Consider the following 23,774-nt stretch of genomic DNA (forward strand, 5'->3'; position numbering starts at 1 on the left):
CGGCAGGGCATCACGGACCAGCGGCGGGCCGGGCGTGCGGCGTGGGCGCGGCGCGTCGTTCGTCCGTGCCCGCACCTTATCCGGCGGCTGGAAGCACAGCGCGCCCGGCATGCGCCGCGTCGTCGTGAAAACCCGCTATGTCCAGCAGGCCGGAAAGAACGGCAAGGCCGCCGCCCATCTGCGCTATATCCAGCGCGACGGCACCTCCCGCGATGGCGAGCGCGGCCAGCTCTATTCCGCGACCGACGACCGCGCCGAGCCGCAAGCCTTCCTTGATCGCGGCAGGGAGGATCGCCACCAGTTCCGGTTCATCGTCTCGCCGGAAGACGGCGCGGACCTGACCGACCTGACCGCACACACGCGCGACCTAATGCGCCAGATCGAAACTGACCTTGGCACGAAACTCGATTGGGTGGCGGTCAACCACTACAACACCGGCCATCCTCATGTGCATGTCATCGTCCGGGGCAAGGACGAACTGGGCGAGAATCTGGTTGTCAACGGCGACTATCTCGCCAACGGCATCCGCGAGCGAGCGAGCGAGCTGACCACGCTGGAGCTTGGTCCCGTCACGGAGATCGAGCAGACCCGCAAGCTGTCGGCCGAAGTCGACCATGACCGCTTCACCCGCATCGACCGCGCGATGACCGAGGAAGCCGATGAACGCTTCATCGACTTGCGCCATGAACCCGACGATCCGCGTCGCCAGTTCGACCGGACGCTGCGCCTGCGCCGTCTGGGCAAGCTGGAGCAGATGGGCCTCGCCACAGAACACGCGCCTGGCGTCTGGGAATTGAGCGAGCGCATGGAGCCGACCTTGCGCGAGCTGGGCGAACGCGGCGACATCATCCGCAATATGCACAAGGCGCTGAAGGCCGATGGGCTGGAGCGCGATCCGATGACCTTCCAGCTTCATGATGCCGCGCCTGAGACGCCCATCGTCGGCCGCGTCGTGGACAAGTATCTCACCGATGAGATGGGCGAGAACCTGACCCTTGTGGTGGACGGCATCGACGGCCGGACGCATCATGTTCCGGGTATCGACCCGGTTCGCGTCGAGGATGCGCGGATCGGCAGCGTCATCGAGATCGGCCCGGCCGACACGGCGCAGCGGCCATCCGACCGGACTATTGCCGCCATCGCCGAGGATGGCATCTACCGGCCGAGCCGCCATCTCGAACAGGCGAAGTTCGACGGCGGCGTTCCGGGTAGCGACTATGAGGGATTTGTCGATGCCCACGTGCGTCGGCTGGAAGCGCTTCGCCGCTCCGGGATCGTCGAGCGGGTCGACGCCGATCAATGGCGCATACCGGAGGATTTCGAGAGCCGCGCCGCCGCCTATGACGCCAGCCGCAACCGGCAGGCCAGCATCCGCGTCATTTCGACCTTCAATCTGGAAAGCCAGATCGGTTCGGATGGCGCGACCTGGCTCGACCGGCGGCTGGTTACACCCGACGCATCGGATCTCGCTCCGGCCGGTTTCGGGCAACAGGTCCGCGAGGCGATGGATCAACGCCGCGAACATCATATCGAACAGGGTGACGCCACCCGAGCGCGGGATGGCCGCATCTTCTATCGGCGCAGCCTTCTCGCCACGCTGCGAGAGCGCGAAGTCGCCCGCGTCGGCACGGAGATGGCCGAGAGCAAGGCGCTGCCGTTCCGGGCGGCGGCGGATGGCGAGAAGATCAGCGGCAAGTTCACCGGAGCGGTGCAGCTATCGAGCGGCAAGTTCGCCGTGGTCGAGCAGAGCCACGAGTTCACCCTTGTCCCGTGGCGGCCAGTCATAGACCGCCAACTCGGCCGCGAGGTCATGGGTGTCGTGCAGGGCGGATCGGTGTCGTGGCAGTTGGGGCGGCAGCGAGGAATGGGACTATGAGGAATTCCGCGCTCATAACGCCCTTCAATCTAAGTCCAGACACCAATGGCTTTTACTTGCCGGTCGAGTCGCGATCCCTGATTCCAAGAGAGTGCCGGAATGGTGCCATCGCAACCCGTCCGATTTGCCGCCGATAGTATCCGACAGCCCTACGACTGCGCCTTTGTTGTTGATCCCTGCGAATTTGGCCATTTTCTAATCGGCTCCACCTCTCTTGCCGATTGGAGCCACTATGCGCGGAGGCAGAATACTCTGGGGGCAGATTGCCGTCGTCATCACCATTGTCATGGTGATGACATGGGCCGCGACGCAATGGGTGGCGTTCCGGCTCGGCTTTCAGCCCCAGCTCGGAAGCCCGTGGTTCGATCTGGCCGGTTGGCCATTCTACCATCCACCCGCCTTCTTCTGGTGGTGGTTTTCCTTCGACGCCTATGCGCCCGCGATTTTCATGGAGGGTGCGGCCATCGCCACGTCGGGTGGCATCCTCGCCATTGCCGCCGCCATCCTCATGTCGATCATCAGGGCGCGCGAAGCCCGTAACGTCGCGACCTATGGTTCGGCGCGATGGGCCGAGGACAGGGAAATCCGTAGCGCCGGGTTGCTCGGCCCGGATGGCGTTCTGCTCGGCCGATACGATCGCGACTATCTGCGCCATGACGGGCCGGAGCACGTCTTATGTTTCGCTCCCACGAGGTCGGGCAAAGGCGTCGGCCTTGTAGTGCCGACGCTGCTGACCTGGCCAGGAAGCTGCATCGTCCATGACATCAAGGGAGAAAACTGGACGCTGACAGCGGGCTTTCGTTCCCGGCACGGCCGCGTCCTGTTGTTCGATCCGACCAACGCGAAGTCCTCCGCCTACAACCCGTTGCTGGAGGTGCGGCAGGGCGAATGGGAAGTCCGCGACGTGCAGAACATCGCGGACATATTGGTCGATCCCGAAGGCAGCCTCGACAAGCGCAACCATTGGGAAAAGACCAGCCATAGCCTGCTGGTCGGCGCGATCTTGCATGTTCTCTATGCCGAGAAGGACAAAACCCTGTCCGGCGTCGCCAACTTCCTGTCCGATCCGCGCCGCCCCGTCGAGGCGACCTTGCGCGCGATGATGGACACGCCGCACCTGGGCGAGGCAGGCGTCCATCCCGTCATCGCGTCGTCGGCGCGCGAACTGCTGAACAAGAGCGAGAACGAACGGTCGGGCGTGTTGTCCACCGCCATGTCGTTTCTCGGTCTCTATCGCGATCCCGTCGTAGCGCGCGTCACAGACCGCTGCGACTGGCGGATTGCCGATCTTATCGGCAGGCAGGAGCCGGTCACGCTCTACCTTGTCGTTCCGCCCTCCGACATCAACCGGACGAAGCCGCTGATCCGGCTCATCCTCAACCAGATCGGCCGCAGGCTGACCGAGGAACTGACCCTATCCGGCAAGCGGCATCGCCTGCTCATGATGCTGGACGAGTTTCCGGCATTGGGGCGGCTGGACTTCTTTGAATCCGCGCTCGCCTTCATGGCGGGCTACGGCCTCAAATCCTTCCTGATTGCCCAATCTCTCAACCAGATCGAGCGCGCCTATGGGCCGAACAACAGCATTCTCGATAACTGCCATGTGCGCGTTGCCTTTGCGACCAACGACGAGCGCACCGCCAAGCGGGTGTCGGACTCGCTCGGCACCGCGACCGAGATGCGCGATTCCACCAACTATGCCGGCCACAGGCTCGCGCTTGGCTGGGGCATCTCATGGTGTCACGACAGGAGACGGCGCGGCCGCTGCTGACCCCCGGCGAGATCATGCAGCTTCCGCCCGCCGACGAAATCGTCATGGTAGCGGGAACACCGCCGATCCGGGCGAAGAAGGCCCGCTATTTCGAGGACGCGCGGTTGCAGGAGCGCATCCTGCCGCCGCCCGAATTGCCATCTGGTCCGGCGACGAAGCCGGCAACCGACGACTGGACGAGCCGCGTCATCGTAGGGGCGGACAAGCCAGCAACGACCGCTGCCAGTGGCGCGGAGGGCGATCCCGACAATGCCGGCATCCGCCGCGAGCCGGAATTGCCCGAGCATGAGGAAATCGTCCCGCCGCCGACCCCGCCAGCCCAGGAGTTCGACATTCTGGACGACGAGCCGGACGTGGATGCCGCCAAGGCCCGCGCGCTGCGCTCCCGGATGCGGATGATCGCCCGGCAGGCGTCGTTGGACCCCGGCGACGGCATCGAGCTTTGAGAGGGAGCCAATGACGACCCGCACTCGCATGAATGTCTATTTCGACCCGGAACTGCTCAAACAGGTTGAGGCACTGTCGCTGCGCCGTCAGGTGTCTAAGTCCGCCATCGTCGAGGCGGCGGTTGCATCCTTCCTGTCGGGCGACACATCGGATCGGCTGGAAGCGGCGATGTCGCGCCGCCTGGACAAGATCGGCCGCCAGATCGGCACGCTGGACGAAGATCTCGCCGTGCTCGGCGAGACCCTTTCCTTGTTCGTCCATTTCTGGCTGACGATGACCCCACCGTTGCCGGACAGCGCCAAGCAATCCGCACGCATCAAGGGGAATGAGCGGTTCGAGGGCTTCATGCAGAATCTCGGTCGCAGGCTGGCGACCGGAGATAGGTTCCTGAAAGAGTTGTCGCGCGACATGGATTCGCTTCACGACAGTCCGCCGCAAGATCAGACCGATACCGATGGCGATGCTGCCTAGATTTTCAACCCATCCTATTTGCCGCCGATAGCCGCCGATCACCGCATCCTCTTAGATACTTGTTGAATCGGCCTGATTTCAGGCTCTTTTAATCGACCCCGTTGCGGGGTCCGTCTGTCACGCCCCGCGAGAACAAGGGGCCGACATGACGACACATCACCAGAAACCGGAGGCGATTGCACGCGGGGCGCGGATGCTGCGCACGGCGCTGGGCGCGTCCATCGCGCGGTTTCTCGAAGACCCCGGCGTCATCGAGGTGATGCTGAACCCGGATGGTCGCATCTGGATCGACCGGCTGTCCGAAGGTCTGGCCGATACGGGAGAGAGGCTATCCGCCGCCGATGGCGAGCGCATCGTCCGGCTGGTCGCACATCATGTCGGTGCGGAAGTTCACGCCCGCGCGCCCCGCGTTTCGGCAGAGCTTCCCGAAACCGGCGAGCGCTTTGAGGGGCTTCTGCCGCCTGTCGTCGCCGCACCCGCTTTCGCCATTCGCAAGCCCGCCGTCGCGGTGTTCACGCTCGACGACTATGTGGCGGCCGGCATCATGTCCACCGATCAGGCCATGACTCTCCGCGAAGCCGTTGCGGCACGCGCCAACATCCTCGTCGCGGGTGGCACCAGCACCGGCAAGACCACCTTGACCAACGCTCTGCTCGCCGAGGTCGCGAAGACGCAGGATCGCGTCGTCATCATCGAGGATACGCGCGAGTTGCAATGCGCCGCGCCCAACCTTGTGGCCATGCGGACCAAGGATGGCGTGGCGACGCTTTCCGATCTGGTGCGCTCCAGTCTTCGCCTGCGCCCCGACCGCATTCCCATCGGCGAGGTGCGCGGCTCGGAAGCCCTCGACCTGCTCAAAGCCTGGGGAACGGGACATCCCGGCGGTATCGGCACCATCCATGCCGGTTCCGCCATCGGCGCGCTGCGCCGTCTCGAACAGCTCATTCAGGAGGCCGTCATCACGGTCCCGCGCGCGCTGATCGCCGAGACCATCGACCTCGTTGCCGTCCTTTCCGGGCGCGGGTCCGCGCGCCGGCTGGCCGAACTCGCCCGCGTCGAGGGACTGGGATCGGACGGTGACTACGCCATTACCCCCGCAACCACCTCGAAAGGAGACCCCTCATGATCCGCACGATTTCACGCGGCTGCCGCATCATGGCGACCGCCGCAGCCACTGTTTCCATCAGCCTGATGCTGGCGCCCGCCGCACACGCATCCGGCTCGTCGATGCCCTGGGAAGCGCCCCTGCAATCCATCCTTCAGTCGATCGAAGGGCCGGTCGCCAAGATCATCGCGGTGATCGTCATCATCGCCACCGGCCTGGCACTCGCGTTCGGCGATACGTCAGGCGGTTTCCGCCGCCTGATCCAGATCGTGTTCGGCCTCAGCATCGCGTTTGCGGCGTCGAGCTTCTTCCTGTCGTTCTTCTCGTTCGGCGGCGGGGCGCTCATCTGATGGCGGGCGGCCTCGAACAACTGGACGCGGTGCCGGGCTTCACAGTCCCGGTCCACAGGGCGTTGACCGAGCACATCCTGCTCGGCGGCGCTCCCCGCTCCATCGCCATCATGAACGGCACGCTGGCCGGGGCCGTGGGCCTCGGCCTGCGCCTCTGGCTGGTCGGCCTCGCCATCTGGGCCATCGGCCACTTCGCCGCCGTCTGGGCCGCGAAGCGCGATCCGCTCTTTGTCGAGGTCGGCCGCAGGCATCTGCGCATCCCGGCTTTTCTAGCGGTCTGACGGAGGCGCACATGATGAACCTTGCTGAATATCGCCGCACCGCCAGCCGCCTCGCGGATTTCCTGCCCTGGGCAGCACTCGTCGGCTCCGGCGTCGTGCTGAACAAGGATGGCTCGTTCCAGAGGACGGCGAAGTTTCGCGGTCCCGATCTGGATTCCGCCGTCGCCGCCGAACTGGTCGCCGTCGCCGGCCGCATCAACAATGCCGTCCGCCGTCTCGGCTCCGGCTGGAGCATCTTCGTCGAAGCACAACGCTCCGAAGCCGCGACCTATCCTGCGAGCCAATTTCCCGAAGCCGCATCCGCGTTGCTCGACGCCGAGCGCAAAGCCGGGTTCGAGGAAGCCGGCGCGCATTTCGTGTCGGGCTACTTCCTGACCTTCCTCTGGCTGCCGCCCGCCGAGGACGCCGCCCGCGCCGAAACCTGGCTTTATGAGGGCCGCGAACAATCCGGCGTCGATCCATGGCAGTTGCTGCGCGGCTTCATCGACCGCACTGACCGCGTGCTGGCGCTGCTCGTTGGCTTCATGCCGGAATGCCGCTGGCTCGATGACGCCGGCACGCTGACCTATCTCCATTCCACCATCTCGACCAACCGCCATCGCGTGCGCGTGCCGGAGGTGCCGATGCACCTCGATGCGTTGCTCGCGGATCAGCCGCTGACCGGCGGGCTGGAGCCGCGTCTTGGCGACCAGCATCTGCGCGTCCTGACCATCATCGGATTCCCGACCGCGACGACGCCCGGCTTGCTCGACGAGATGAACAGGCTGCCGTTCCCCTACAGGTGGAGCACCCGCGCCATCCTCATGGACAAGACCGATGCTACCCGGCTGCTGACGAAGATCAGGCGGCAGTGGTTCGCCAAGCGCAAGTCCATCGCCGCGATCCTCAAGGAAGTCATGACCAACGAGGCGTCTGCCCTCGTGGACACCGATGCCGCCAACAAGGCGCTCGACGCCGACATGGCGTTACAGGAACTTGGCGCCGATGTCGCCGGCATGGCCTATGTCACGGCCTCCATCACCGTCTGGGATGCCGACCCGCGCATTGCCGACGAAAAGCTGCGCCTCGCCGAAAAGATCATTCAGGGCCGCGACTTCACGGCGATGCCCGAGACTGTCAACGCCGTCGATGCCTGGCTCGGCTCGATCCCCGGACATGCCTACGCCAATGTCCGCCAGCCGCCCATATCGACGCTCAACCTTGCCCACATGATCCCGCTATCGGCCGTGTGGGCGGGGCCGGAACGGGACGAGCATTTCAGCGCGCCCCCGCTGTTCCTCGGCAAGACCGAAGGCTCGACCCCGTTCTGGTTTTCCCTTCATGTCGGCGATGTCGGCCACACGCTCGTCGTCGGCCCGACCGGCGCGGGCAAGTCCGTGCTGCTGGCGCTCATGGCCTTGCAGTTCCGCCGCTACGCCGACGCTCAGGTCTTCGCGTTCGACTTCGGCGGCTCGATCCGGGCCGCATCGCTCGCCATGGGAGGCGACTGGCACGACCTCGGCGGCGGGCTGACGGAAGGCGACGAGGCGTCCGTCTCGCTCCAGCCGCTCGCCCGTATCGACGATACCTATGAACGCGCCTGGGCCGCCGATTGGATCGCCGCCATTCTCGGCCGCGAAGGTGTGCCGGTAACGCCCGAGACAAAGGAATACATCTGGACAGCGCTGAACTCGCTCGCGTCGGCTCCGGTCGGGGAGCGCACCATCACCGGCCTGACGGTGCTGCTCCAATCCAACGATCTGAAACAGGCATTGCGGCCTTATTGCATCGGCGGGGCCTATGGCCGGTTGCTCGATGCCGAGACCGAACACCTCGGCTCAGCGGATGTGCAGGCGTTCGAGATCGAGGGGCTGGTAGGAACCGGCGCGGCGCCGGCCGTGCTCGCCTATCTGTTCCATCGGATCGGCGACCGGCTTGATGGACGGCCAACGCTGCTCATCATCGACGAGGGCTGGCTGGCGCTGGACGATGAAGGCTTCGCCAATCAGCTCCGCGAATGGCTGAAGACGCTCAGGAAGAAGAACGCCAGCGTCATCTTCGCCACGCAGAGCCTGTCGGACATCGACGGCAGCAGCATCGCGCCCGCCATCATCGAAAGCTGCCCGACGCGCCTGCTCCTGCCGAACGAACGCGCCATCGAGCCGCAGATCACCGCCATCTATCGGCGCTTCGGCCTCAATGACCGGCAGATCGAAATCCTGGCGCGGGCCACGCCCAAGCGGGATTACTACTGCCAGTCTCGGCGCGGCAACCGGCTGTTCGAGCTAGGCCTGTCCGAAGTCGGATTGGCGCTCTGCACCGCATCCGCGAAATCCGACCACAAACGCATCGCCGGGCTTGTCGCAGAACACGGCCGCGACGGCTTCCTTGCCGCCTGGCTGCGCCTGCGCGGCGTCGATTGGGCGGCCGACCTGATCCCGGACCTTACCAATCTCATCCCCCAGACCGAAAAGGAGTCCCTATCATGACTATTCACCGTTCCCGCTCCCGCGCCATTCTCATGGCCGCGACCATGCTGGTCGCGCCGCTTGCGCTATCGACCATGCTGACCAGCCCGGCCCATGCGCAATTCGGCCGCATCGTCTACGACCCGACCAACTACGCGCAGAACCTGCTGACGGCCGCACGCACGCTCGAGCAGATCAACAACCAGATCACGTCGCTTCAGAACGAAGCGCAGATGCTTATCAATCAGGCGAAGAATCTGGCGAGCCTGCCATTTTCGTCGCTTCAGACGTTGCAACAGAACGTCCAGCGCACGCAGCAGCTTTTGAGCCAGGCGCAGAACATCGCCTTCGACGTGCAGAAGGTCGATCAGATCTTCCAGACCCAATATGGCAACGTCTCGTTGTCCGCGACCGACGGCCAGCTTGTCGCCGGCGCGCGGTCCCGCTGGCAGAACACGGTCGGCGGCTTGCAGGATGCCATGCGCGTGCAGGCCGGCGTCGTCGGCAATATCGACACCAACCGCACGCAGATGTCGGAGCTTGTCGGGCAGAGCCAGAACGCGACCGGCGCGCTGCAAGCCACGCAGGCCGGCAATCAGCTTCTCGCCCTCCAGTCGCAGCAGCTTTCCGACCTGGTCGCGCTGATGTCGGCCAATGGCCGTTCGGAGGCGCTGATCGAAGCCGAGCGCGCCACCGCCGCCGAACAGGGACGCATCCAGCGCGAACGCTTCCTGACGCCGGGATCGGGCTACCAGCCCGGCAACGCGCAGATGTTCGGCAACGGCAACAACTGACCGGACAGGAGGGGCGCGACATGGACGGCAAGGTGCTGGCCCGGCTGGGCGCGATCATATTCGTCGCAATCGCCATCACCGCCACGGTGATCGAGATGACCCGGCAGGAGGAGCCGCAGCGCGGCAGGACCGCGGCGGAACTACAGCGTCCTGCTGATCCGCTGCGCCAAAGCCTGCGCGATTGCCAGCGCCTCGGCGAGGCTGCCGCGAGCGATCCTGACTGCCTCGCCACCTGGGCCGAGAACCGCGACAGGTTTCTCGGCCGGACGCCGGTGCCCGCCGCCCCGCATCAGAACGGGGGACAGTGAACCATGGGCGGCACCGGCGTCATCGACAACTTCCTCGGCGTATTCACGTCCTACATCGACAGCGGGTTCGGCCTGCTCGGCGGCGAGGTGGGCTTTATCGCCACCACTCTGATAGTCATCGACGTGACGTTCGCCGCCCTGTTCTGGAGTTGGGGCGCGGATGACGACATCATCGCCCGGCTCGTCAAGAAAACCCTGTTCGTTGGCGCGTTCGCCTACATCATTTCCAACTGGAACAACCTGGCGAAGATCGTCTTCGAGAGCTTCGCTGGTCTTGGCCTGAAAGCCTCCGGCACCAGCTTTTCCGCCGCCGACCTGATGCGTCCCGGCAAGGTGGCGCAGACCGGCCTCGACGCGGGCCGCCCGCTGCTCGATTCCATTTCCGATCTGATGGGCTACTGGAGCTTTTTCGAGAACTTCATCCAGATCGCCTGCCTGATGTTCGCCTGGGCGCTGGTTCTGCTCGCCTTTTTCATTCTGGCGATCCAGCTTTTCGTGACGCTGATCGAGTTCAAGCTGACCACCTTGGCGGGGTTCGTCCTGATCCCCTTCGGCCTGTTCGGCAAGACCGCCTTCATGGCCGAGCGCGTGCTTGGCAATGTCATCTCGTCAGGGATCAAGGTCCTGGTGCTGGCCGTCATCATCGGCATCGGCTCGACGCTGTTTTCACAATTCACCGCAGGCTTCGGTGATGCCACCCCGACCATCGACGATGCGATGGCGATCGTGCTCGCAGCCCTATCGCTCCTAGGTCTCGGCATCTTCGGTCCCGGCATCGCCTCCGGTCTGGTGTCGGGCGGCCCGCAGCTTGGCGCGGACGCTGCCGTTGGCACCGGCCTTGCCGTGGGCGGTGCAGCCCTTGCCGCAGGCGGTGCGGCCGGTCTCGCCGTCAAGGGAGGCGCTGCCGCCCTGTCCGGTGGAGCCGCGGCCATCCGGGGCGGTGCTGCCACAGCAGGCGCGGCGAGCGCAGCCTACAGCATGGGTTCACTCGGCCAGTCGGGCGCGGCAGGCATCGCCTCCGGCCTTGGCGGCATGGCCCGCGCCGCCGGCTCCGCCGCCGTCTCCCCCCTGAAGCACGCCGCTTCCAAAGCGTCGGAAAGCGTCAAATCCAGCCTTTCCGATGGCGCACGCGCGGGTTTTGGCGTGACGGGCGGTTCCTCCACCGCAGGCACGGTCGGAGGTGACAGCGCCGCCCCCGCAGCCGCAGCAGCATCTTCCCCCGCTGGCAGTCCCCCGGCCTGGGCGCAGCGGATGCAGCGATCCCAGGCCATGAACCACGGCACCTCCATGGCCGCCCACGCCGTGCGCTCCGGCGACAGCCACGGCGGCGGCTCTTCCGTCAATCTTTCCGAAAGTGACCGCTCATGAGCATCTTCAAACGACCAGCGACCCATTACGGCAAATCGCCGGAACCCGAGACGCCATACCAGCGTGCTGCACAGGTCTGGGACGAGCGCATCGGCTCCGCCCGCGTGCAGGCGAAGAACTGGCGTTACATGGCCTTCGGCTCGCTGATTCTTTCGGCCGGATTCGCCGCCGCCCTTGTCTGGCAATCCGCGCGCGGGACCGTCGTGCCGTGGGTGGTGCAGGTAGACAAGCTCGGCCAGGCGCAGACCGTCGCGGCGGCCGTTGCCGATTACCGGCCGACCGATCCGCAGATCGCATGGCACCTCGGCCGCTTCATCGAGCAGGTCCGCGCGATTCCGGCTGACGCCATCATCGTCCGGCAGAACTGGCTCCGGGCCTATGAATGGACCACGGATCGCGGCGCGGCCGCCCTGAACGACTATGCGCGCAGCAACGATCCGTTCACGAAGGTCGGTCGGCAACAGGTCGCTGTCGAGGTTTCCAGCGTCATCCGGGCATCGAACGATAGCTTCCGCGTCGCCTGGACGGAACGGCACTATGAGAACGGCCAGCTCGCCACGACCGAACGCTGGACCGCGATCCTGACCATCGTGATCCAGACCCCGCGCGACGCCGAGCGCCTGCGCGCCAATCCGCTCGGCATCTACGTCAATGCAATCTCATGGTCGCGGGAGATGAGCCAATGATCCGCGCGCCGTTCCACAAAGCCGCGTTTCCGGCTTTCCGTAAATCCGGTCTTCCGGCTTTGCTGCTCTCCGCCACCATGCTGGCCGGCTGCGCGACCAACAAGGTGCCGCAGTTCAGCTACGATGCCGACGTGCCATCGCTCCCGGTCGTGCAGGCCGCCGTCACTAACGACCGGCCCCGGCCGTTGCACACGCCGCCCGCCTGGACGGTCGCGCGCGGCGGAACCGCTGCCGGGACACCGGCAGGCCGTGTCGAGAACGCCAACGCCGCCGCGCGCGTCGAACCGCGCCGCGAGGGCTACTATAACGCCATCCAGATTTATCCATGGTCGGAAGGCGCGCTCTATCAGGTCTATGCCGCGCCGGGACAGATCACCACCATTGCGCTCGAACCCGGCGAGAGCCTGACCGGCGCGGGACCGATCGCAGCAGGCGATACCGCGCGCTGGATCATAGGCGACACCGAGAGCGGCAGCGGAACGTCGCGCCGCGTCCATATTCTCGTGAAGCCGTCACGGCCCGACATCACCACCAACCTCGTCGTGACCACCGACCGGCGCACTTACATGATCGAGCTGCGCGCTCGTGAAGCCCTCTATATGCCGTCAGTCGCCTGGGCCTATCCGGCACAGCCGGCAGGCCAGCGTCAGACCGTTCCTGCCGCGCCGATCATCCCGGCCGAGGCCGCGCGGAACTATCGTTACGGCCTGACCGGAGACAGTCCGCCGTGGCGGCCCATCTCCGTCTTCGACGACGGCCGGCGCGTCTATGTCGTCTTCCCGCGTGGCATCGTGCAGGGCGAGATGCCGCCGATCTTCGTCATTGGCTCCGATGGCGAGGCCCAGATCGTCAACAGCCGCATCCACCAGAACATCCTGATCGTGGACCGCCTGTTCGGCGCGGCCGAACTGCGCCTTGGCAGCGGCGACCGCCAGCAGACGGTCAGGATCGTCCGCATCGAGCAACGGCAGGCTGCACAGCCGGCAAAGGCGACCGGAGAATCCCCATCATGAACGAAGAAACGACCCCTGTAGAAGCCGCAGCGAACACCACCACACCGATGCGGCTGCGCACTGAGCCGCCGCGCGTCACCCGCCTGTCGCGCAAGATGCTGGCGGGCGTCGGCGCCGTCGCACTTCTCGGCATAGGCGGGGCGCTGATCTATGCGCTCCAGACCCGTGACATGAGCGGCAGCGGCGAAGAGCTTTACTCGACCGAGAACCGCCCCACAGCGGACGGACTGTCCGGCCTGCCGCGCGACTATACCGGACCCGTCCTGGGGCCAGCCTTGCCCGGCGATCTCGGCGGGCCTATCCTCGACGCGCAGAACCGGGGCCAGCCCGTCGCGCCGCCCTCAATGGCGACACCCACCCGCGATCCTGCCGAGGAACGTCGTCTCGCCGAAGAGGAAGCTGCACGTCTCAGCACGGTGTTCTTCCAGTCCGGGCAGAGAACGGCAACACCACCCGGTTCCAATTTACCCGGCCTTGCCGGTCTTGGCGTCGGCGGTCAGCCTCCAACACAAGACAGGCATACGGCCTTCCTCAATGGCCCGGTGGACCGGCAGACCGTCGCCCTGGACCGCATCATGGCTCCGGCATCCCCCTATATCCTTCAGGCCGGAGCGTGATCCCGGCGGCCATGATTACCGGCATTCGTTCCGACCTTCCGGGCCAGATCACCGCGCAGGTCACGGAAAACGTCTATGACAGCCCGACCGGCGCGCTTCTCCTGATTCCGCAGGGGACGCGCATCATCGGCCAATATGATGCCGGCGTGACCTTCGGTCAGCGCCGCGTCCTTCTCGTCTGGAACCGCCTGATCCTGCCCAATGGCCGCTCCATCGTGCTGGAGCGCAGCCCGGCGCGGACGCTTCCGGTTACGCCGGTCTGGAGGATGGCGTCGATTATCACTGGTGGGATCTGATGAAGGCCGCTGGCCTCTCCACGCTGCTCGGCATCGGCACGGAACTGGCGACCGATGACGAGGACCGGCTGATCCGCGCCATCCGCGATGGCGCGCAGGACACCATCAATCAGGCCGGGCAGCAGATCGTCCAGCGCCAGTTGCAGGTCGCACCGACGCTGACCATCCGCCCGGGCTTCCCGGTCAGGGTCATTGTGACGCGAGATTTAGTCCTCGAACCCTACAGGAACTGACCATGGCGAAGCTGAAACTCGGTCCCCTGGCCGACGACAAGCGGGTGAAGGTGACGGTGGAACTGCCCGCGCAGCTCCATCGTGACCTCATAGACTATGGCGCTCTGTTGGCCGATGGCGGTGCGCCCATCGAGCCTGCAAGACTGATCGTGCCGATGCTGGAGCGATTCGTCGCCACGGATCGCGGCTTCGCCAAGGCGCGGCGCACAACTGGTCCTACGGGCGGATAGAACCCTTGCGCCAGCCTAGACCAACAGCGTTCGCGCAATCAGAAACGCTACGACGCCTGCGATCACCGTCACGAACAGGCTGCGTGAGATCACGCCGGCCAGCGTCGTCGCAAGTACCGCCCCGAGCGAGATGCTAACGCTGGTGTGATCGCCACCGAGCGAATCACGCGATCGTTCGTGAAGGTCCCCCATCCGCTGCGAGGCTCAACAGTTTGGTCAGCGCCGGATTGCGATTTCCCGGCGACCAGACTGCCGAGAAAGGAATGGTTTCAGGCTCATCGCGGATCGGTAGAAAGGCCACTTTCGCCGACGCCGCAACCTCGTTCTCCTGAGCAAACAGTGAGATGCCGTGCCCGATAGCGATCATCGACAGGAGCGCTTCACGCCCGACATCATGACGCAGGATTGTTGGAGCGGGCCATTTTCCCGTCGAACGCTGAACGATCGTATCGTGAACCTGAGGGCCTGTTCCACCGTGTCGGACAAGGAAAGTTTCGTCCGTGAGTTGTTCCCAATCGACATTCTCCCGCTGCGCCAAAGGGTGTGTGGCTGATAGGGCGACGGTTAGAGCGTCGCGCCAGATCACGCGGGAATTGAGGTCAGGGATTTCGTGGGCGCCCGCCATGAAAGCGACATCGAGCTGGCTTTCCCTTACCATGATCTGTGCCTCGCGCGCCGTGCCCTCGGCAAGGTGGAGCCGGATATTCGGGTATTCTGCGTGGAATCGCTCCAGCAGCCGATCGAGAAATGTCCCCGAGATCAGGGCATGGACGCCGACGCGCAGTTCTCCTTCTTCGCCGCGCGCTTGCATGCCCGCCGTCTTGATGGCGTGATCGAGGATGTTCATAGCATCCTCGACCTGATCAACGAAGCGGTGTCCGGCTTTGGTCAGGCGAACGCCGCGCGTGTTGCGGTCGAACAGGACAATGCCAAGCTCTTCCTCGAGCGCCCTGATCCGCGCGCTGACGCTCGATTGGCTGGTGCCAAGCGCCTTGGCCGCGCGGTGGAAGCTAAGATATTCGGCGACAGCCAGCGTTTGCACCAGCGACACCATTGGAATGCGCCCGGCTCGCAGTTCAAGCAACCGGTCGGTAGAAGCGCTTTTCATTTTCTTTCTGCGCATGCCGCCCCCAATCCCGAAATGTCGGCACAAGGGACCGATTTGCTGGCAGGCCGAATGGAAAGAATGATTGCTGGTGAGAGGCAGTCACGATGGAAAGCCGGTAGCGCAATCCTTCAGAGGTTGCGACCTGCTCGACCTGCCGAAACGTCGCCGGGCATTGCCCGCGGCAATCCCCATCCTGACGACGATGACCTCCTCGACGAGCCGGGGCGCCACCCCCGGCATCAGGCGGAAAGCGTGATGGACGATCACCACCTGACCGGCGTGTTCGAACATGCCGAGCACGTTCCAGAGCCGCGTCAGCCCGATCCAGCGCCACGGGCAGATCACATCGGACCAGGCCTCGATCGTGAGCCTGTCGGCGGATGCGACAAGTTCAATGCCATCAGCAAGAGCGATCGTCCCCGCCGCTCGTCATGCTTCCACTTCTTCCAAAGTCGGATAGTCGATGTATCCGGCTGCGTCGCCGTTCTCGGTGGCATAAAACGACGCGAAGTCCGGCGGGTTGAGGGCGGCATCCTGCCTGAACCGCTTCGGCAGGTCCGGATTGGCGAGGAACGGGACGCCATAGGCGACGAGATCGGTCTCGCCGGACGCGATGGCCTTGTCTCCGAGCGCGGCATCGTAGCCGCCATTGACGATCAGGCTGCGCGAGAACGCCTTGCGAAGATAGGGCACACTGCGCTCGATTTCCGGTGGCAGGGCCGCGGGTCCCGCGACAGGTTCTGCGACATGGAGATAGACGAGACCCAGTCTGTCGAGTTCGGTGGCGAGATAGGAGAAGGTCGCCTTTGGATCGGAATCCTTCATGCCGTGGATCGTCAGGTTCGGACCGACACGATAGCCGACCGCTCCGCGCCCAGCACCTCGACCACGGCTGCCGCCACTTCCAGCGGAAAGCGCGCGCGGTTCTCGATGCTGCCGCCGTAGCGGTCGGTGCGGATGTTCGAGCCGTCGCGCAGAAACTGGTCGAGCAGATAGCCCGAGCTTCCATGGATCTCTACGCCGTCGAACCCTGCCGCCTTCGCATTGATCGCGCCCTGCCGGAACTGCTCGACGATGCCGGGGATCTCATCAGTCTCAAGGGCTCGCGGCGTGTCGAGCGGCACACGACCTGTAGAGACGTATACTTCGCCTTCGCCCTTCAGCGCGGACGGGGCGACCGGCAGTTCCCCGCCGTGGAATTCGGGATGCGAGACACGCCCGACATGCCAGAGCTGTGCGAAGATCAGGCCGCCGGCGGCATGAACCGCTTCCGTCACCTTGCGCCAGCCCTCGACCTGCTCGGGCGAATGAATACCCGGCGTGCGGATATAGCCGACGCCCTGCGGGCTGACCTGGGTGGCCTCCGATATGATCAGCCCGGCGGTGGCACGCTGCGCGTAGTAGGTCGCCGCCAGCGGATTGGCGACATTGCCCTCGACCGCGCGGCTGCGGGTCATCGGCGCCATCACGAGGCGGTTCTTCAGGTCAAGCGACCCCAGTTTGTGAGGCGAGAGCAACGAGGGATACTGGCTTTCTGTCATATGATAGGACTCCGTTGTGTTGAACATGATGATGAGTGCCGGACGAGCGCCGCCGAAGCGATGCCCGTCCGGCCAGGCGCGTCCGTCACTCCTCCTGACGGTGGACGGGGAGGCAGGGGGCGCGGCCCGTCACGCACCTGTTGGGGGTCAGTGGCTGGACGCCTGCGCGGCGGCGATCAGGGCGTCACGGTTCCCGACCAGAAACTCATGCAGGCTGCGTGGCTCCTTGCCGGTCAGGTGCCTTACGGTGTCGCTGACGACATCGAGGCGGCCTTGAAGCGCGTTGACGTCGAAGGATGTGACCAGTTCGGCGATCACCTCATGCAGGCCCGCCGCCTTCAGGCCCTCTTTCCGTTCCGCTGCACTGAGGGGAACGAGCCTGATCGGCGTGTCGAAGATTTCGTTGACGATGACGACGATGTCGGCCGGCGACAGTGCCTCGGGACCGGTCACGTCGAGGCGTCGGCTTTCCGTCGTGTCTTCCAGAAGAGCGGCGGCAGCGGTCGCGGCAAGATCATCGCGCCAGACATAGGAGGTTCGGCCATCACCCGCCGCCGTCACCCATTGCCCTGATGACAACGCCTGCGGCAGCCACATGAACACGCCGTCGGTGTACCAGCAGGGGCGCAGGACGGTGAAAGGAACGCCGCTCTTCTCGATCGCCTGTTCGGTCTCGTAATGATCCACCGCGAAAGGAACCGGCGAGCCGGGCTCGGGGTTCAGCATGGACGTGTAGACGATCCGTCCGACACCGGCCTTCACTGCGGCTTCGACGGCGGCGAGGTGCTGGCGCAGCCGCCGGGGTGGATCGTCGGGCGTGTCCGGGGCCGAAATGATCAGAACGCGGTCGATGCTGGCAAAGGCACGTTCGAGGCTCGCCGGATCGTCGAAGTCGCCTCGCGCAGTTCAACGCCCCAGTCCCACAGATCGGCGAGCTTGCCCGGATCGCGCGTGCCGGCGACCACGCCGCTCGCCCCGCCTTGCAGCAGATGACCCACCACGAGGCGACCGAGTTGGCCGCCAGCACCCGTCACCAGTAATTTCTGCTGCTTCGATTCCGCCATGAACGCTGCCTCTATGGTTTTATTTGGTTTCCAAGTCTATAATAGAGACCTTCTCAGTAATGAAAAGGAGGCAGGTTTGAGGGACAAGGTAAGCAACAGGGAACCTTCGTCGCCGGCGCGGCAGAAAATCATCGAAGCGTTCCAGGCGCTTGAAGCGTGGAGCACGCATCCGCCGGAGTGTCCCGTGCGCGATGTCCTCGACCGGATCGGCGACAAATGGAGTTCTCTTCTGATCATCGCCCTTGTCGGTGGGCCGCGTCGCTTCAACGCGCTGCGCAAAGCCGTTCCCGACATCTCGAAGCGGATGCTGACGCAGACGTTGCGCGATCTCGAACGGGATGGGCTGATCGAACGCCAGGTGTTTCCCACGAAACCGCCGAGCGTCGAATATCGGCTGGCGCCTCTGGGCGTGTCGCTGCTCGATCCGCTGGGCATTCTGATCGCCTGGGCGGACGAGCGCCACGGGGATATCCGCATTGCGCGACAGAAGTTCGATGCCGTGGCGGTGCCTGCGGACAAGGAAGCGCCGTCCGGCTTCTCCCCGGCATGGGAGACTGTCTAGCGAGGTCACGTCTTTGAGGACTCGCATGCTCAAGATGTCCGCGACGTGCGCCAGGCGATCCAGCCGACCGCCAGCGTTGCCAGAAGCACGATGATCGGGGCGATCGCGTGGGTGTATTCACCATGCAGAAGGACCGTTCCGGCCGCCGCCAGCATGACTGCACTACCGAGGAGCGCGCCCCATAGGCGCGTCGATCCAATGGCAAGCAACGCAGCCGTCGTCAGTTCCAGAATGCCGGTGACATAGTGGAACCAGTCGGGATAGCCCCAACGCCGATAGTCTTCGGCGATCCCGGCCGACACGAAGATGTTGCCGATGCCGCCGACGACAAAGAAGGCGGCGAGCGCCCATGCCAGCAGGGACTTCCAGTTCAACTTACGCATGGATGAGGTCTTTCCGCGGAAGGATGCCGCATAAGAATGTTTCGACGCCCTCATCGACGTAACGGGACATCGTCGAGGGAGGCAGGGGTAAGGATTCGAGCCCGACAAGCGCGCGCAGTTGCGGGCCGCCGACGACGAGATCGACGAACTGCGCCGCCAGCACGTCGGATGGCAAGGTACTGGTGACGCCGGCATGGCCGCGCCACCGTTCGATCGAGGGGGCAAGCGTGCGCGCCGCGTTGTCATGACCGGCATGCCAGACCGCCTGCGCCAGTTCCGGAAACCGTTGGCCCTCGGCGATCATCAGGCGATGCAGCGCCAGTGTCCGAGGCTGAAGCACTGTTTGCAGCAACGCGCGGCCGTGGCGGATCAGGGCGGTGCGGATGTCATCGCCCCCGATTCCCAGTGCTTCGAGCGGTTCGCTGATTTCCCGGCAAAGCCGGGTCACGACCTCGATGAACAGCCCTTCCTTGCCGCCGAAGTGACTGTAGATATTGCGGCGCGATCCGCCGGCGCGCGCGATGAGTTCATCGAGGGAAACGGCTTCATAGCCGCGCTCCAGAAACAGGGCGGCGGCCGTATCGGTGAGGACTTCCAGCCGCGCCGAGCCGCGCGCCGTCAGATGATGCTCGCGCGTCATGCAACCACCCGCAACTTGTTGCGGGCCGTCTTGAGCGCGCATGCCCACCAGACGAGATTGTCGAAGAGGGCCGTTCTTGCCTGGATCAGATACGCGTAGTCGTTCAGCGTCTTGTCGTTGTTGAGGACGGCGATGAAGGGCTCCAGCCCGATATTCACCTCGTGGCGTATCGGCGCCATCTGAAGTTCGACGGTGATGCCACGAAGCTGCTCGATCGCGCGGGCCGCGCCGACATTGCCATAACCCGCAAAGCCGATCGGCTTGCGCTGCCACTCGAGGAAGGCGCTGTCGAACGCGTTCTTCAGGACCGCAGTGGGGCCGTGATTGTACTCCGCGACCGTCGCGATGTACCCGTCATAGGCGCCCACGCGATGGCGCCATGCGTTCGCCCTCGGGCTCGAATAGTTGCCGCCGAGCATTGCCGGAGGAATGGATTCATCCAGAAACGGCAAGTCGGCATCCCGAAGATCAAGGACCTCCAGCTCGAAATCGGCCCGCTCAGCAGCGCCTTCCAGAAGCCATGCGGCGGCCCTTTCCGCGAAGCGGTTGGGGCGGGTCGATCCGACGATCAATCCAAGTTTGAGCAATGGGTGACTCTCCTGCCGTTTGGGCAGATCAACATCTGCAATCTTAATATGGTATCGTACCATACCCTTTTTGGCAAGGGATCGCCCGGATGATTGAGGGCTGCTGGAAAGGGGCGTCAGCTCGGCGGCCTTGCCCGCGCTATGTTCTCTGGGCTTGCTGTGCGCTTTCAGCCGTCAACGCTGCTTCTTACCTGCGCGGACCGTACGCAAAGCCTTCTCCTGGCGCGGACGGGGGTTCTTCTCGTCCGCGACGATGGCGGGAGCAGCCTCGATCAGATCGGTGAGATAGGCGACCTCGGATTCGAGCCGGTGCAGGGTGTGGCGCAGCGCCATTCCTCGACCACGCCGAGATAAGGCATCGTGTTTGCGATCATGTCCCGGCGTTCTTCCAGAAGCGCCGTCAGGCGTGACAGCCGGTCCGACAGCAGTGCCGTGAACGCATCGAGGCCCGTCGGCTTCGCCTTCGTCAAGGCGAGATCGAAGGGATCATACTTGAACCAGATCTCCGTCAAGCCCTGCTCGCGCAGTTCGGCCAGAGCCTGCCGCCCCTCGTCGGTGATCTCATAAAACTGGCGCGTCGGACGGTTGCCCTGCTTCTCCTGTCCGGCCTCGCGCAGCAGCCCTTCGGCCGCAAGCCGCTTCATCGCGCCGTAGACCGCGCCGACAGAAATGTCGGTCCAGAGCGGAACGCGCTTACTGTCAGCCTCGAGTCGCAACTTGTGTCCGTGCATGGGACCAAGCTCGTCGAAGGATGACAGGATGAAGAGGCGGATGGAGGACATATTGCAAAAATGCTCGCGCGAGAGTAATTATGCGTTAGCATAGCATTCTGCGGCAAGGGTTCCTAGCCACTCTCCGCAGTCGCGCGTGGCCCACCATATCATTTGAAAAGGTCGATCCGTGAAATCAGTCCGTCTTCATGCCCATAACGAGCCCCTCACCCTCGATGAGGTGCCCGTTCCCGAAATCGCGCCGGAACAGGTGCTCGTCCGCATTCAGGCTGCGGCGCTCAATCCGCTCGATATCCATTTTATCTCCGGCTACGCGACCCGGTTCTTCCCCATCACTCTGCCTTATACGCTTGGAAGCGACTTCGCCGGCGTGGTCGAGCGCGTCGGAGAGGCTGTGACCGGTTTCAAGCCCGGCGACGGCGTGATCGTCTGGGCCGATCCGCTGACGGGCGGCGGCCTGTCGGAATATGCCGCCGTTCCCGCCGCACTCTGCGTTCCGCTGCCTGCATCGCTCTCGGTGGCCGAGGGCGCCACCATTCCGACAGCCGGAAGCACCGCGTGGCACGCCCTGTTCAGTGTCGGGCAGCTCAAGGCCGGCGAAACCGTGCTCATTCATGCCGCCGCCGGCGCGTCGGGATATTTGCCGTGCAGTTCGCGCACAAGGCCGGCGCGCGCGTCCTCGCCACAGCCTCCGGCGATGGCGTCGATCTGGTGCGCTCGCTCGGGGCCGATGACGTCGTGGACTACAAGAGCCAGGATTTCGCCGAGGTGTTTGCCGATGTCGATCTGGTGCTCGACCTGGTTGGCGGCGAGACGCAGGCGCGATCCTATGCGGTCCTCAAACGAGGCGGACGGCTGGTGTCTTCGACGACACCGCCGGAAGAAGACGTTGCAAAGGCGCACGGAGTCATCGCCTCCATTATCTATGTCGGCCCCTACGCGCCGCGCCTGGGCGAAGTCGTGGATGCCGTGGTGCGTGACAGTGTGAAGGTCGTGTTCGATCGCACGGTTCCGTTCGAGGCGTTCAACGACGCGCTGGAACGCCAGAAATCCGGCAGGGCGCGCGGCAAGATCGTCGTCTCGCAAGACTGAGCAGGCGCCGGTGCGGCTATCGCCGCACTCCACGAAGTCTTCCATTCGCCGGTGAACGATTGCCGGCCTATCAAACCTCAAGAGGAACTTCAGATGACAGATATTTCCAAAGCGGGCCGGTTCACGCTCGGCGACAGACAGGTCAAGCGGATGGGCTATGGCACGATGCAGCTTGCCGGACCCGGCGTGTTCGGTCCCCCGAAGGATCGCGATGCAGCCGTGGCCGTCCTGCGCGCGGCCATCGCCGCCGGTGTCGATCATATCGACACGAGCGACGTCTACGGGCCGCACATCACCAATCAGATCATTCGGGAGGCGCTGCATCCTTATCCCGACGATCTGGTCATCGTCACCAAGGTCGGCGCGAAGCGCGGCGACGACGGCTCGTGGCTTCCTGCCCAGAAGCCCGAGGAACTGACGCAGGCAGTCCATGACAATCTGCGCAATCTGGGTCTGGACGCCATAGACGTGGTCAATCTCCGTGTCATCGAGGGCAGCGGAATGGCCCCTGCCGATGGTTCGATCGAGGAACGGTTCACGGCGTTGGCCGAACTTCAACGGCAGGGCCTGATCCGCCATCTGGGGCTCAGCAATGTCACGGCCTCGCAGGTTGCCGAGGCACAGCGCATCGCGCCAGTCGTCTGCGTGCAGAACCAGTACAATATCGTGCAGCGGTCGGACGACGCGCTGATCGACGCGCTGGCGAAATCGCAGATCGCCTATGTACCCTTCTTCCCTCTCGGAGGGTTCTCACCGATCCAGTCGGAGACGCTTGCCGCCATCGCAACGAAGCTCGGCTCTTCCGGCCGGCAGGTGGCGCTGGCATGGCTGCTGGCGCGCGCGCCAAACATTCTGGTGATCGCCGGCACGTCGAGCGTCGATCACCTGAACGAGAACCTCGCCGCCGCGGAACTGGTTTTGCCGTCGGACGTGATAGACGAACTGAACGGCATCACCGGGAGCGCGGGTCAGTAGAGGCATCCACATTCGTCACGCAAGAAATCCGGAAAAGTAAAAAAGGAACCGCCTGTGACAGAACGCTTCACTGGAAAGACCGCCCTCGTGACCGGTGGCGCGCCGGCATCGGCAAGGCCATCGCCGCGCGCTTCGTCGCCGAAGGGGCGAAGGCTTCATCACCGGACGCAGGGAGGCGCCGCTTCGGGCGGCGGCTTCCGAACTCGGCGACAGCGTGGTGCCGATCGTCTCCGACGCATCCAGGCTCGGCGATCTCGACACCCTTTTCGAAGCCGTTGCACGCCACGGCAAGCTCGATATCCTCGTCGCCAATGCCGGCGGCAGCGCGACAGCCGCTCTCGGCTCGATAACGGAAGAGCAGTTCGACCGGGAGTTCGACGTCAACGTGAAGGGGTTGCTGTTCACGGTCCAGAACGCGTTGCCCCACCTTGTGGACGGCGCCTCCATTGTCCTCCTGGGATCGACCCAGGGCTCCAGCGGCGTTGCGGGGATGAGCGTCTACAGCGCGGCCAAGGCGGCCGTGCGCAGCTTCGCGCGGAGCTGGATACTTGACCTGAAGGACCGCGCCATCCGGGTGAATGTCGTCAGTCCAGGCCCTGTCGATACGGATGCCTTCCAGGACTATGTCCGGGAGCAGGGAGAAGCGGTCCTCGCGCATCTGCATCAGGCCATTCCGCTCGGCCGCGTCGCGCAGCCGCAGGACGTCGCCGCCGCGACCCTCTATCTCGCCTCGCAGGACGCCGCCTATATCAACGGCATCGAACTCTTCGTCGACGGAGGCATGCGGCAGGTCTGATC

The 23,774-nt window shown here is 64.6% G+C and carries 25 protein-coding genes and 4 pseudogenes; 19 read left to right on the forward strand and 10 right to left on the reverse strand.

Annotated elements, in window-relative coordinates:
* Positions 1-754 precede the first annotated feature (754 nt).
* The 14 genes and pseudogenes from ADT71_RS32215 to ADT71_RS16175 all read left to right on the forward strand — a co-directional run bounded on the left by ADT71_RS32215 (position 755) and on the right by ADT71_RS16175 (position 14,293).
* The gene (locus tag ADT71_RS32215; protein WP_231635940.1) at positions 755-1,876 is read left to right on the forward strand and encodes a DUF3363 domain-containing protein; all 1,122 of its coding nucleotides are present in this window, start codon (positions 755-757) and stop codon (positions 1,874-1,876) included.
* Positions 1,877-2,108: 232 nt separating this feature from the next.
* Positions 2,109-4,093: pseudogene (locus ADT71_RS16115) on the forward strand (conjugal transfer protein TraG).
* Positions 4,094-4,103: 10 nt separating this feature from the next.
* A complete protein-coding gene (locus tag ADT71_RS16120) occupies positions 4,104-4,565 on the forward strand; it encodes a CopG family transcriptional regulator (protein ID WP_054438452.1) in 462 nt (153 codons plus the stop codon).
* Positions 4,566-4,710: 145 nt separating this feature from the next.
* Complete coding sequence (gene trbB, locus ADT71_RS16125) at positions 4,711-5,691, forward strand: P-type conjugative transfer ATPase TrbB (RefSeq protein WP_054438455.1); 981 nt, start codon at positions 4,711-4,713, stop codon at positions 5,689-5,691.
* Positions 5,688-6,020, forward strand: a complete 333-nt coding sequence (locus ADT71_RS16130; protein WP_009450539.1) for a TrbC/VirB2 family protein — start codon at positions 5,688-5,690, stop codon at positions 6,018-6,020. The genes trbB and ADT71_RS16130 overlap by 4 nt, the downstream gene beginning before the upstream one ends.
* Positions 6,020-6,301, forward strand: coding sequence for a VirB3 family type IV secretion system protein (locus ADT71_RS16135; RefSeq protein WP_054438457.1), 282 nt, complete (start codon positions 6,020-6,022; stop codon positions 6,299-6,301). The genes ADT71_RS16130 and ADT71_RS16135 overlap by 1 nt, the downstream gene beginning before the upstream one ends.
* Positions 6,302-6,312: 11 nt before the next feature.
* Entirely contained in the window at positions 6,313-8,769 is a 2,457-nt protein-coding gene (gene trbE / locus ADT71_RS16140) for a conjugal transfer protein TrbE (protein WP_054438458.1), read from the forward strand.
* A complete protein-coding gene (trbJ, locus tag ADT71_RS16145) occupies positions 8,766-9,542 on the forward strand; it encodes a P-type conjugative transfer protein TrbJ (RefSeq protein ID WP_054438460.1) in 777 nt (258 codons plus the stop codon). Before trbE ends, trbJ begins: the two co-directional genes overlap by 4 nt.
* Positions 9,543-9,562: 20 nt before the next feature.
* The gene (gene trbK-alt, locus ADT71_RS16150) at positions 9,563-9,850 is read left to right on the forward strand and encodes a putative entry exclusion protein TrbK-alt (protein WP_054438461.1); all 288 of its coding nucleotides are present in this window, start codon (positions 9,563-9,565) and stop codon (positions 9,848-9,850) included.
* 3 nt (positions 9,851-9,853) lie between these two features.
* Entirely contained in the window at positions 9,854-11,218 is a 1,365-nt protein-coding gene (gene trbL, locus ADT71_RS16155) for a P-type conjugative transfer protein TrbL (RefSeq protein WP_054438463.1), read from the forward strand.
* Positions 11,215-11,904 carry a conjugal transfer protein TrbF gene (gene trbF, locus ADT71_RS16160; RefSeq protein WP_054438465.1) on the forward strand — a complete coding sequence of 230 codons (690 nt, stop codon included), beginning with the start codon at positions 11,215-11,217 and terminating at the stop codon, positions 11,902-11,904. Before trbL ends, trbF begins: the two co-directional genes overlap by 4 nt.
* Positions 11,901-12,917 carry a P-type conjugative transfer protein TrbG gene (trbG, locus tag ADT71_RS16165; RefSeq protein ID WP_054438467.1) on the forward strand — a complete coding sequence of 339 codons (1,017 nt, stop codon included), beginning with the start codon at positions 11,901-11,903 and terminating at the stop codon, positions 12,915-12,917. The genes trbF and trbG overlap by 4 nt, the downstream gene beginning before the upstream one ends.
* A 47-nt stretch (positions 12,918-12,964) precedes the next feature.
* Positions 12,965-14,063, forward strand: a pseudogene (locus ADT71_RS16170) (TrbI/VirB10 family protein).
* Positions 14,064-14,065: 2 nt separating this feature from the next.
* Positions 14,066-14,293: a DUF2274 domain-containing protein gene (locus tag ADT71_RS16175; RefSeq protein ID WP_054438469.1), complete on the forward strand. Its 228-nt coding sequence runs from the start codon at positions 14,066-14,068 to the stop codon at positions 14,291-14,293.
* Between the two features lie 163 nt (positions 14,294-14,456).
* Here the strand turns inward: ADT71_RS16175 and ADT71_RS16180 are convergent, their stop codons facing one another.
* The 5 genes and pseudogenes from ADT71_RS16180 to ADT71_RS32220 form a co-directional block, all read right to left on the reverse strand.
* Positions 14,457-15,416 carry a LysR family transcriptional regulator gene (locus ADT71_RS16180; RefSeq protein WP_231635932.1) on the reverse strand — a complete coding sequence of 320 codons (960 nt, stop codon included), beginning with the start codon at positions 15,414-15,416 and terminating at the stop codon, positions 14,457-14,459.
* A gap of 84 nt (positions 15,417-15,500) precedes the next feature.
* Positions 15,501-15,746: a hypothetical protein gene (locus tag ADT71_RS16185; RefSeq protein ID WP_054438472.1), complete on the reverse strand. Its 246-nt coding sequence runs from the start codon at positions 15,744-15,746 to the stop codon at positions 15,501-15,503.
* A gap of 84 nt (positions 15,747-15,830) precedes the next feature.
* Positions 15,831-16,969, reverse strand: a pseudogene (locus ADT71_RS16190) (alkene reductase).
* A 120-nt stretch (positions 16,970-17,089) separates the two neighbouring features.
* The gene (locus ADT71_RS16195) at positions 17,090-17,794 is read right to left on the reverse strand and encodes an NAD(P)H-binding protein (RefSeq protein ID WP_369818284.1); all 705 of its coding nucleotides are present in this window, start codon (positions 17,792-17,794) and stop codon (positions 17,090-17,092) included.
* Positions 17,779-18,006, reverse strand: coding sequence for a hypothetical protein (locus tag ADT71_RS32220; protein ID WP_197283045.1), 228 nt, complete (start codon positions 18,004-18,006; stop codon positions 17,779-17,781). The genes ADT71_RS16195 and ADT71_RS32220 overlap by 16 nt, the downstream gene beginning before the upstream one ends.
* On the opposite strand from ADT71_RS32220, the gene ADT71_RS16200 reads away from it, so the two are divergent.
* Complete coding sequence (locus ADT71_RS16200) at positions 18,005-18,568, forward strand: helix-turn-helix domain-containing protein (RefSeq protein ID WP_231635933.1); 564 nt, start codon at positions 18,005-18,007, stop codon at positions 18,566-18,568. The genes ADT71_RS32220 and ADT71_RS16200 overlap by 2 nt on opposite strands.
* A 29-nt stretch (positions 18,569-18,597) precedes the next feature.
* Here ADT71_RS16200 and ADT71_RS16205 read toward each other — a convergent pair whose 3' ends face one another.
* From ADT71_RS16205 to ADT71_RS35795, 5 genes are all read right to left on the reverse strand, one after another.
* On the reverse strand, positions 18,598-18,951 hold the full coding sequence (locus ADT71_RS16205) for a DoxX family protein (protein ID WP_054438474.1): 354 nt from the start codon (positions 18,949-18,951) through the stop codon (positions 18,598-18,600).
* On the reverse strand, positions 18,944-19,591 hold the full coding sequence (locus ADT71_RS16210; RefSeq protein ID WP_054438475.1) for a TetR/AcrR family transcriptional regulator: 648 nt from the start codon (positions 19,589-19,591) through the stop codon (positions 18,944-18,946). The genes ADT71_RS16205 and ADT71_RS16210 overlap by 8 nt, the downstream gene beginning before the upstream one ends.
* Positions 19,588-20,163 carry an NADPH-dependent FMN reductase gene (locus ADT71_RS16215; RefSeq protein ID WP_197283046.1) on the reverse strand — a complete coding sequence of 192 codons (576 nt, stop codon included), beginning with the start codon at positions 20,161-20,163 and terminating at the stop codon, positions 19,588-19,590. The genes ADT71_RS16210 and ADT71_RS16215 overlap by 4 nt, the downstream gene beginning before the upstream one ends.
* Before the next feature lie 287 nt (positions 20,164-20,450).
* Complete coding sequence (locus ADT71_RS16220) at positions 20,451-20,960, reverse strand: PadR family transcriptional regulator (RefSeq protein WP_054438477.1); 510 nt, start codon at positions 20,958-20,960, stop codon at positions 20,451-20,453.
* 124 nt (positions 20,961-21,084) lie between these two features.
* Positions 21,085-21,207, reverse strand: coding sequence for a hypothetical protein (locus ADT71_RS35795; RefSeq protein ID WP_369818279.1), 123 nt, complete (start codon positions 21,205-21,207; stop codon positions 21,085-21,087).
* On the opposite strand from ADT71_RS35795, the pseudogene ADT71_RS35800 reads away from it, so the two are divergent.
* The 4 genes and pseudogenes from ADT71_RS35800 to ADT71_RS16235 form a co-directional block, all read left to right on the forward strand.
* Positions 21,160-21,279: pseudogene (locus ADT71_RS35800) on the forward strand (NADP-dependent oxidoreductase); the annotation flags it as partial. The gene ADT71_RS35795 and the pseudogene ADT71_RS35800 sit on opposite strands and share 48 nt — an antisense overlap.
* 188 nt (positions 21,280-21,467) lie before the next feature.
* Complete coding sequence (locus tag ADT71_RS32230) at positions 21,468-22,001, forward strand: zinc-binding dehydrogenase (RefSeq protein WP_255351653.1); 534 nt, start codon at positions 21,468-21,470, stop codon at positions 21,999-22,001.
* Between the two features lie 93 nt (positions 22,002-22,094).
* The gene (locus ADT71_RS16230; RefSeq protein ID WP_054438479.1) at positions 22,095-22,976 is read left to right on the forward strand and encodes an aldo/keto reductase family oxidoreductase; all 882 of its coding nucleotides are present in this window, start codon (positions 22,095-22,097) and stop codon (positions 22,974-22,976) included.
* A 94-nt stretch (positions 22,977-23,070) separates the two neighbouring features.
* Positions 23,071-23,772, forward strand: a complete 702-nt coding sequence (locus ADT71_RS16235) for an SDR family NAD(P)-dependent oxidoreductase (RefSeq protein ID WP_369818280.1) — start codon at positions 23,071-23,073, stop codon at positions 23,770-23,772.
* The last annotated feature ends 2 nt before the right edge of the window (positions 23,773-23,774 follow it).

It is taken from the genome of Novosphingobium sp. ST904 (genome assembly GCF_001298105.1).
Lineage (GTDB): Bacteria > Pseudomonadota > Alphaproteobacteria > Sphingomonadales > Sphingomonadaceae > Novosphingobium.

Bases quoted from the DNA above. Each gene is read 5' to 3' on its own strand.
- ADT71_RS32215 (WP_231635940.1), top strand. From the start codon at position 755: ATGGGCCTCGCCACAGAACACGCGCCTGGCGTCTGGGAATTGAGCGAG.
- ADT71_RS16120 (WP_054438452.1), top strand. From the start codon at position 4,104: ATGACGACCCGCACTCGCATGAATGTCTATTTCGACCCGGAACTGCTC.
- trbB (WP_054438455.1), top strand. From the start codon at position 4,711: ATGACGACACATCACCAGAAACCGGAGGCGATTGCACGCGGGGCGCGG.
- ADT71_RS16130 (WP_009450539.1), top strand. From the start codon at position 5,688: ATGATCCGCACGATTTCACGCGGCTGCCGCATCATGGCGACCGCCGCA.
- ADT71_RS16135 (WP_054438457.1), top strand. From the start codon at position 6,020: ATGGCGGGCGGCCTCGAACAACTGGACGCGGTGCCGGGCTTCACAGTC.
- trbE (WP_054438458.1), top strand. From the start codon at position 6,313: ATGATGAACCTTGCTGAATATCGCCGCACCGCCAGCCGCCTCGCGGAT.
- trbJ (WP_054438460.1), top strand. From the start codon at position 8,766: ATGACTATTCACCGTTCCCGCTCCCGCGCCATTCTCATGGCCGCGACC.
- trbK-alt (WP_054438461.1), top strand. From the start codon at position 9,563: ATGGACGGCAAGGTGCTGGCCCGGCTGGGCGCGATCATATTCGTCGCA.
- trbL (WP_054438463.1), top strand. From the start codon at position 9,854: ATGGGCGGCACCGGCGTCATCGACAACTTCCTCGGCGTATTCACGTCC.
- trbF (WP_054438465.1), top strand. From the start codon at position 11,215: ATGAGCATCTTCAAACGACCAGCGACCCATTACGGCAAATCGCCGGAA.
- trbG (WP_054438467.1), top strand. From the start codon at position 11,901: ATGATCCGCGCGCCGTTCCACAAAGCCGCGTTTCCGGCTTTCCGTAAA.
- ADT71_RS16175 (WP_054438469.1), top strand. From the start codon at position 14,066: ATGGCGAAGCTGAAACTCGGTCCCCTGGCCGACGACAAGCGGGTGAAG.
- ADT71_RS16180 (WP_231635932.1), bottom strand. From the start codon at position 15,416: ATGCGCAGAAAGAAAATGAAAAGCGCTTCTACCGACCGGTTGCTTGAA.
- ADT71_RS16200 (WP_231635933.1), top strand. From the start codon at position 18,005: ATGAACGCTGCCTCTATGGTTTTATTTGGTTTCCAAGTCTATAATAGA.
- ADT71_RS32220 (WP_197283045.1), bottom strand. From the start codon at position 18,006: ATGGCGGAATCGAAGCAGCAGAAATTACTGGTGACGGGTGCTGGCGGC.
- ADT71_RS16205 (WP_054438474.1), bottom strand. From the start codon at position 18,951: ATGCGTAAGTTGAACTGGAAGTCCCTGCTGGCATGGGCGCTCGCCGCC.
- ADT71_RS16210 (WP_054438475.1), bottom strand. From the start codon at position 19,591: ATGACGCGCGAGCATCATCTGACGGCGCGCGGCTCGGCGCGGCTGGAA.
- ADT71_RS16220 (WP_054438477.1), bottom strand. From the start codon at position 20,960: ATGTCCTCCATCCGCCTCTTCATCCTGTCATCCTTCGACGAGCTTGGT.
- ADT71_RS35795 (WP_369818279.1), bottom strand. From the start codon at position 21,207: ATGGATATCGAGCGGATTGAGCGCCGCAGCCTGAATGCGGACGAGCAC.
- ADT71_RS16230 (WP_054438479.1), top strand. From the start codon at position 22,095: ATGACAGATATTTCCAAAGCGGGCCGGTTCACGCTCGGCGACAGACAG.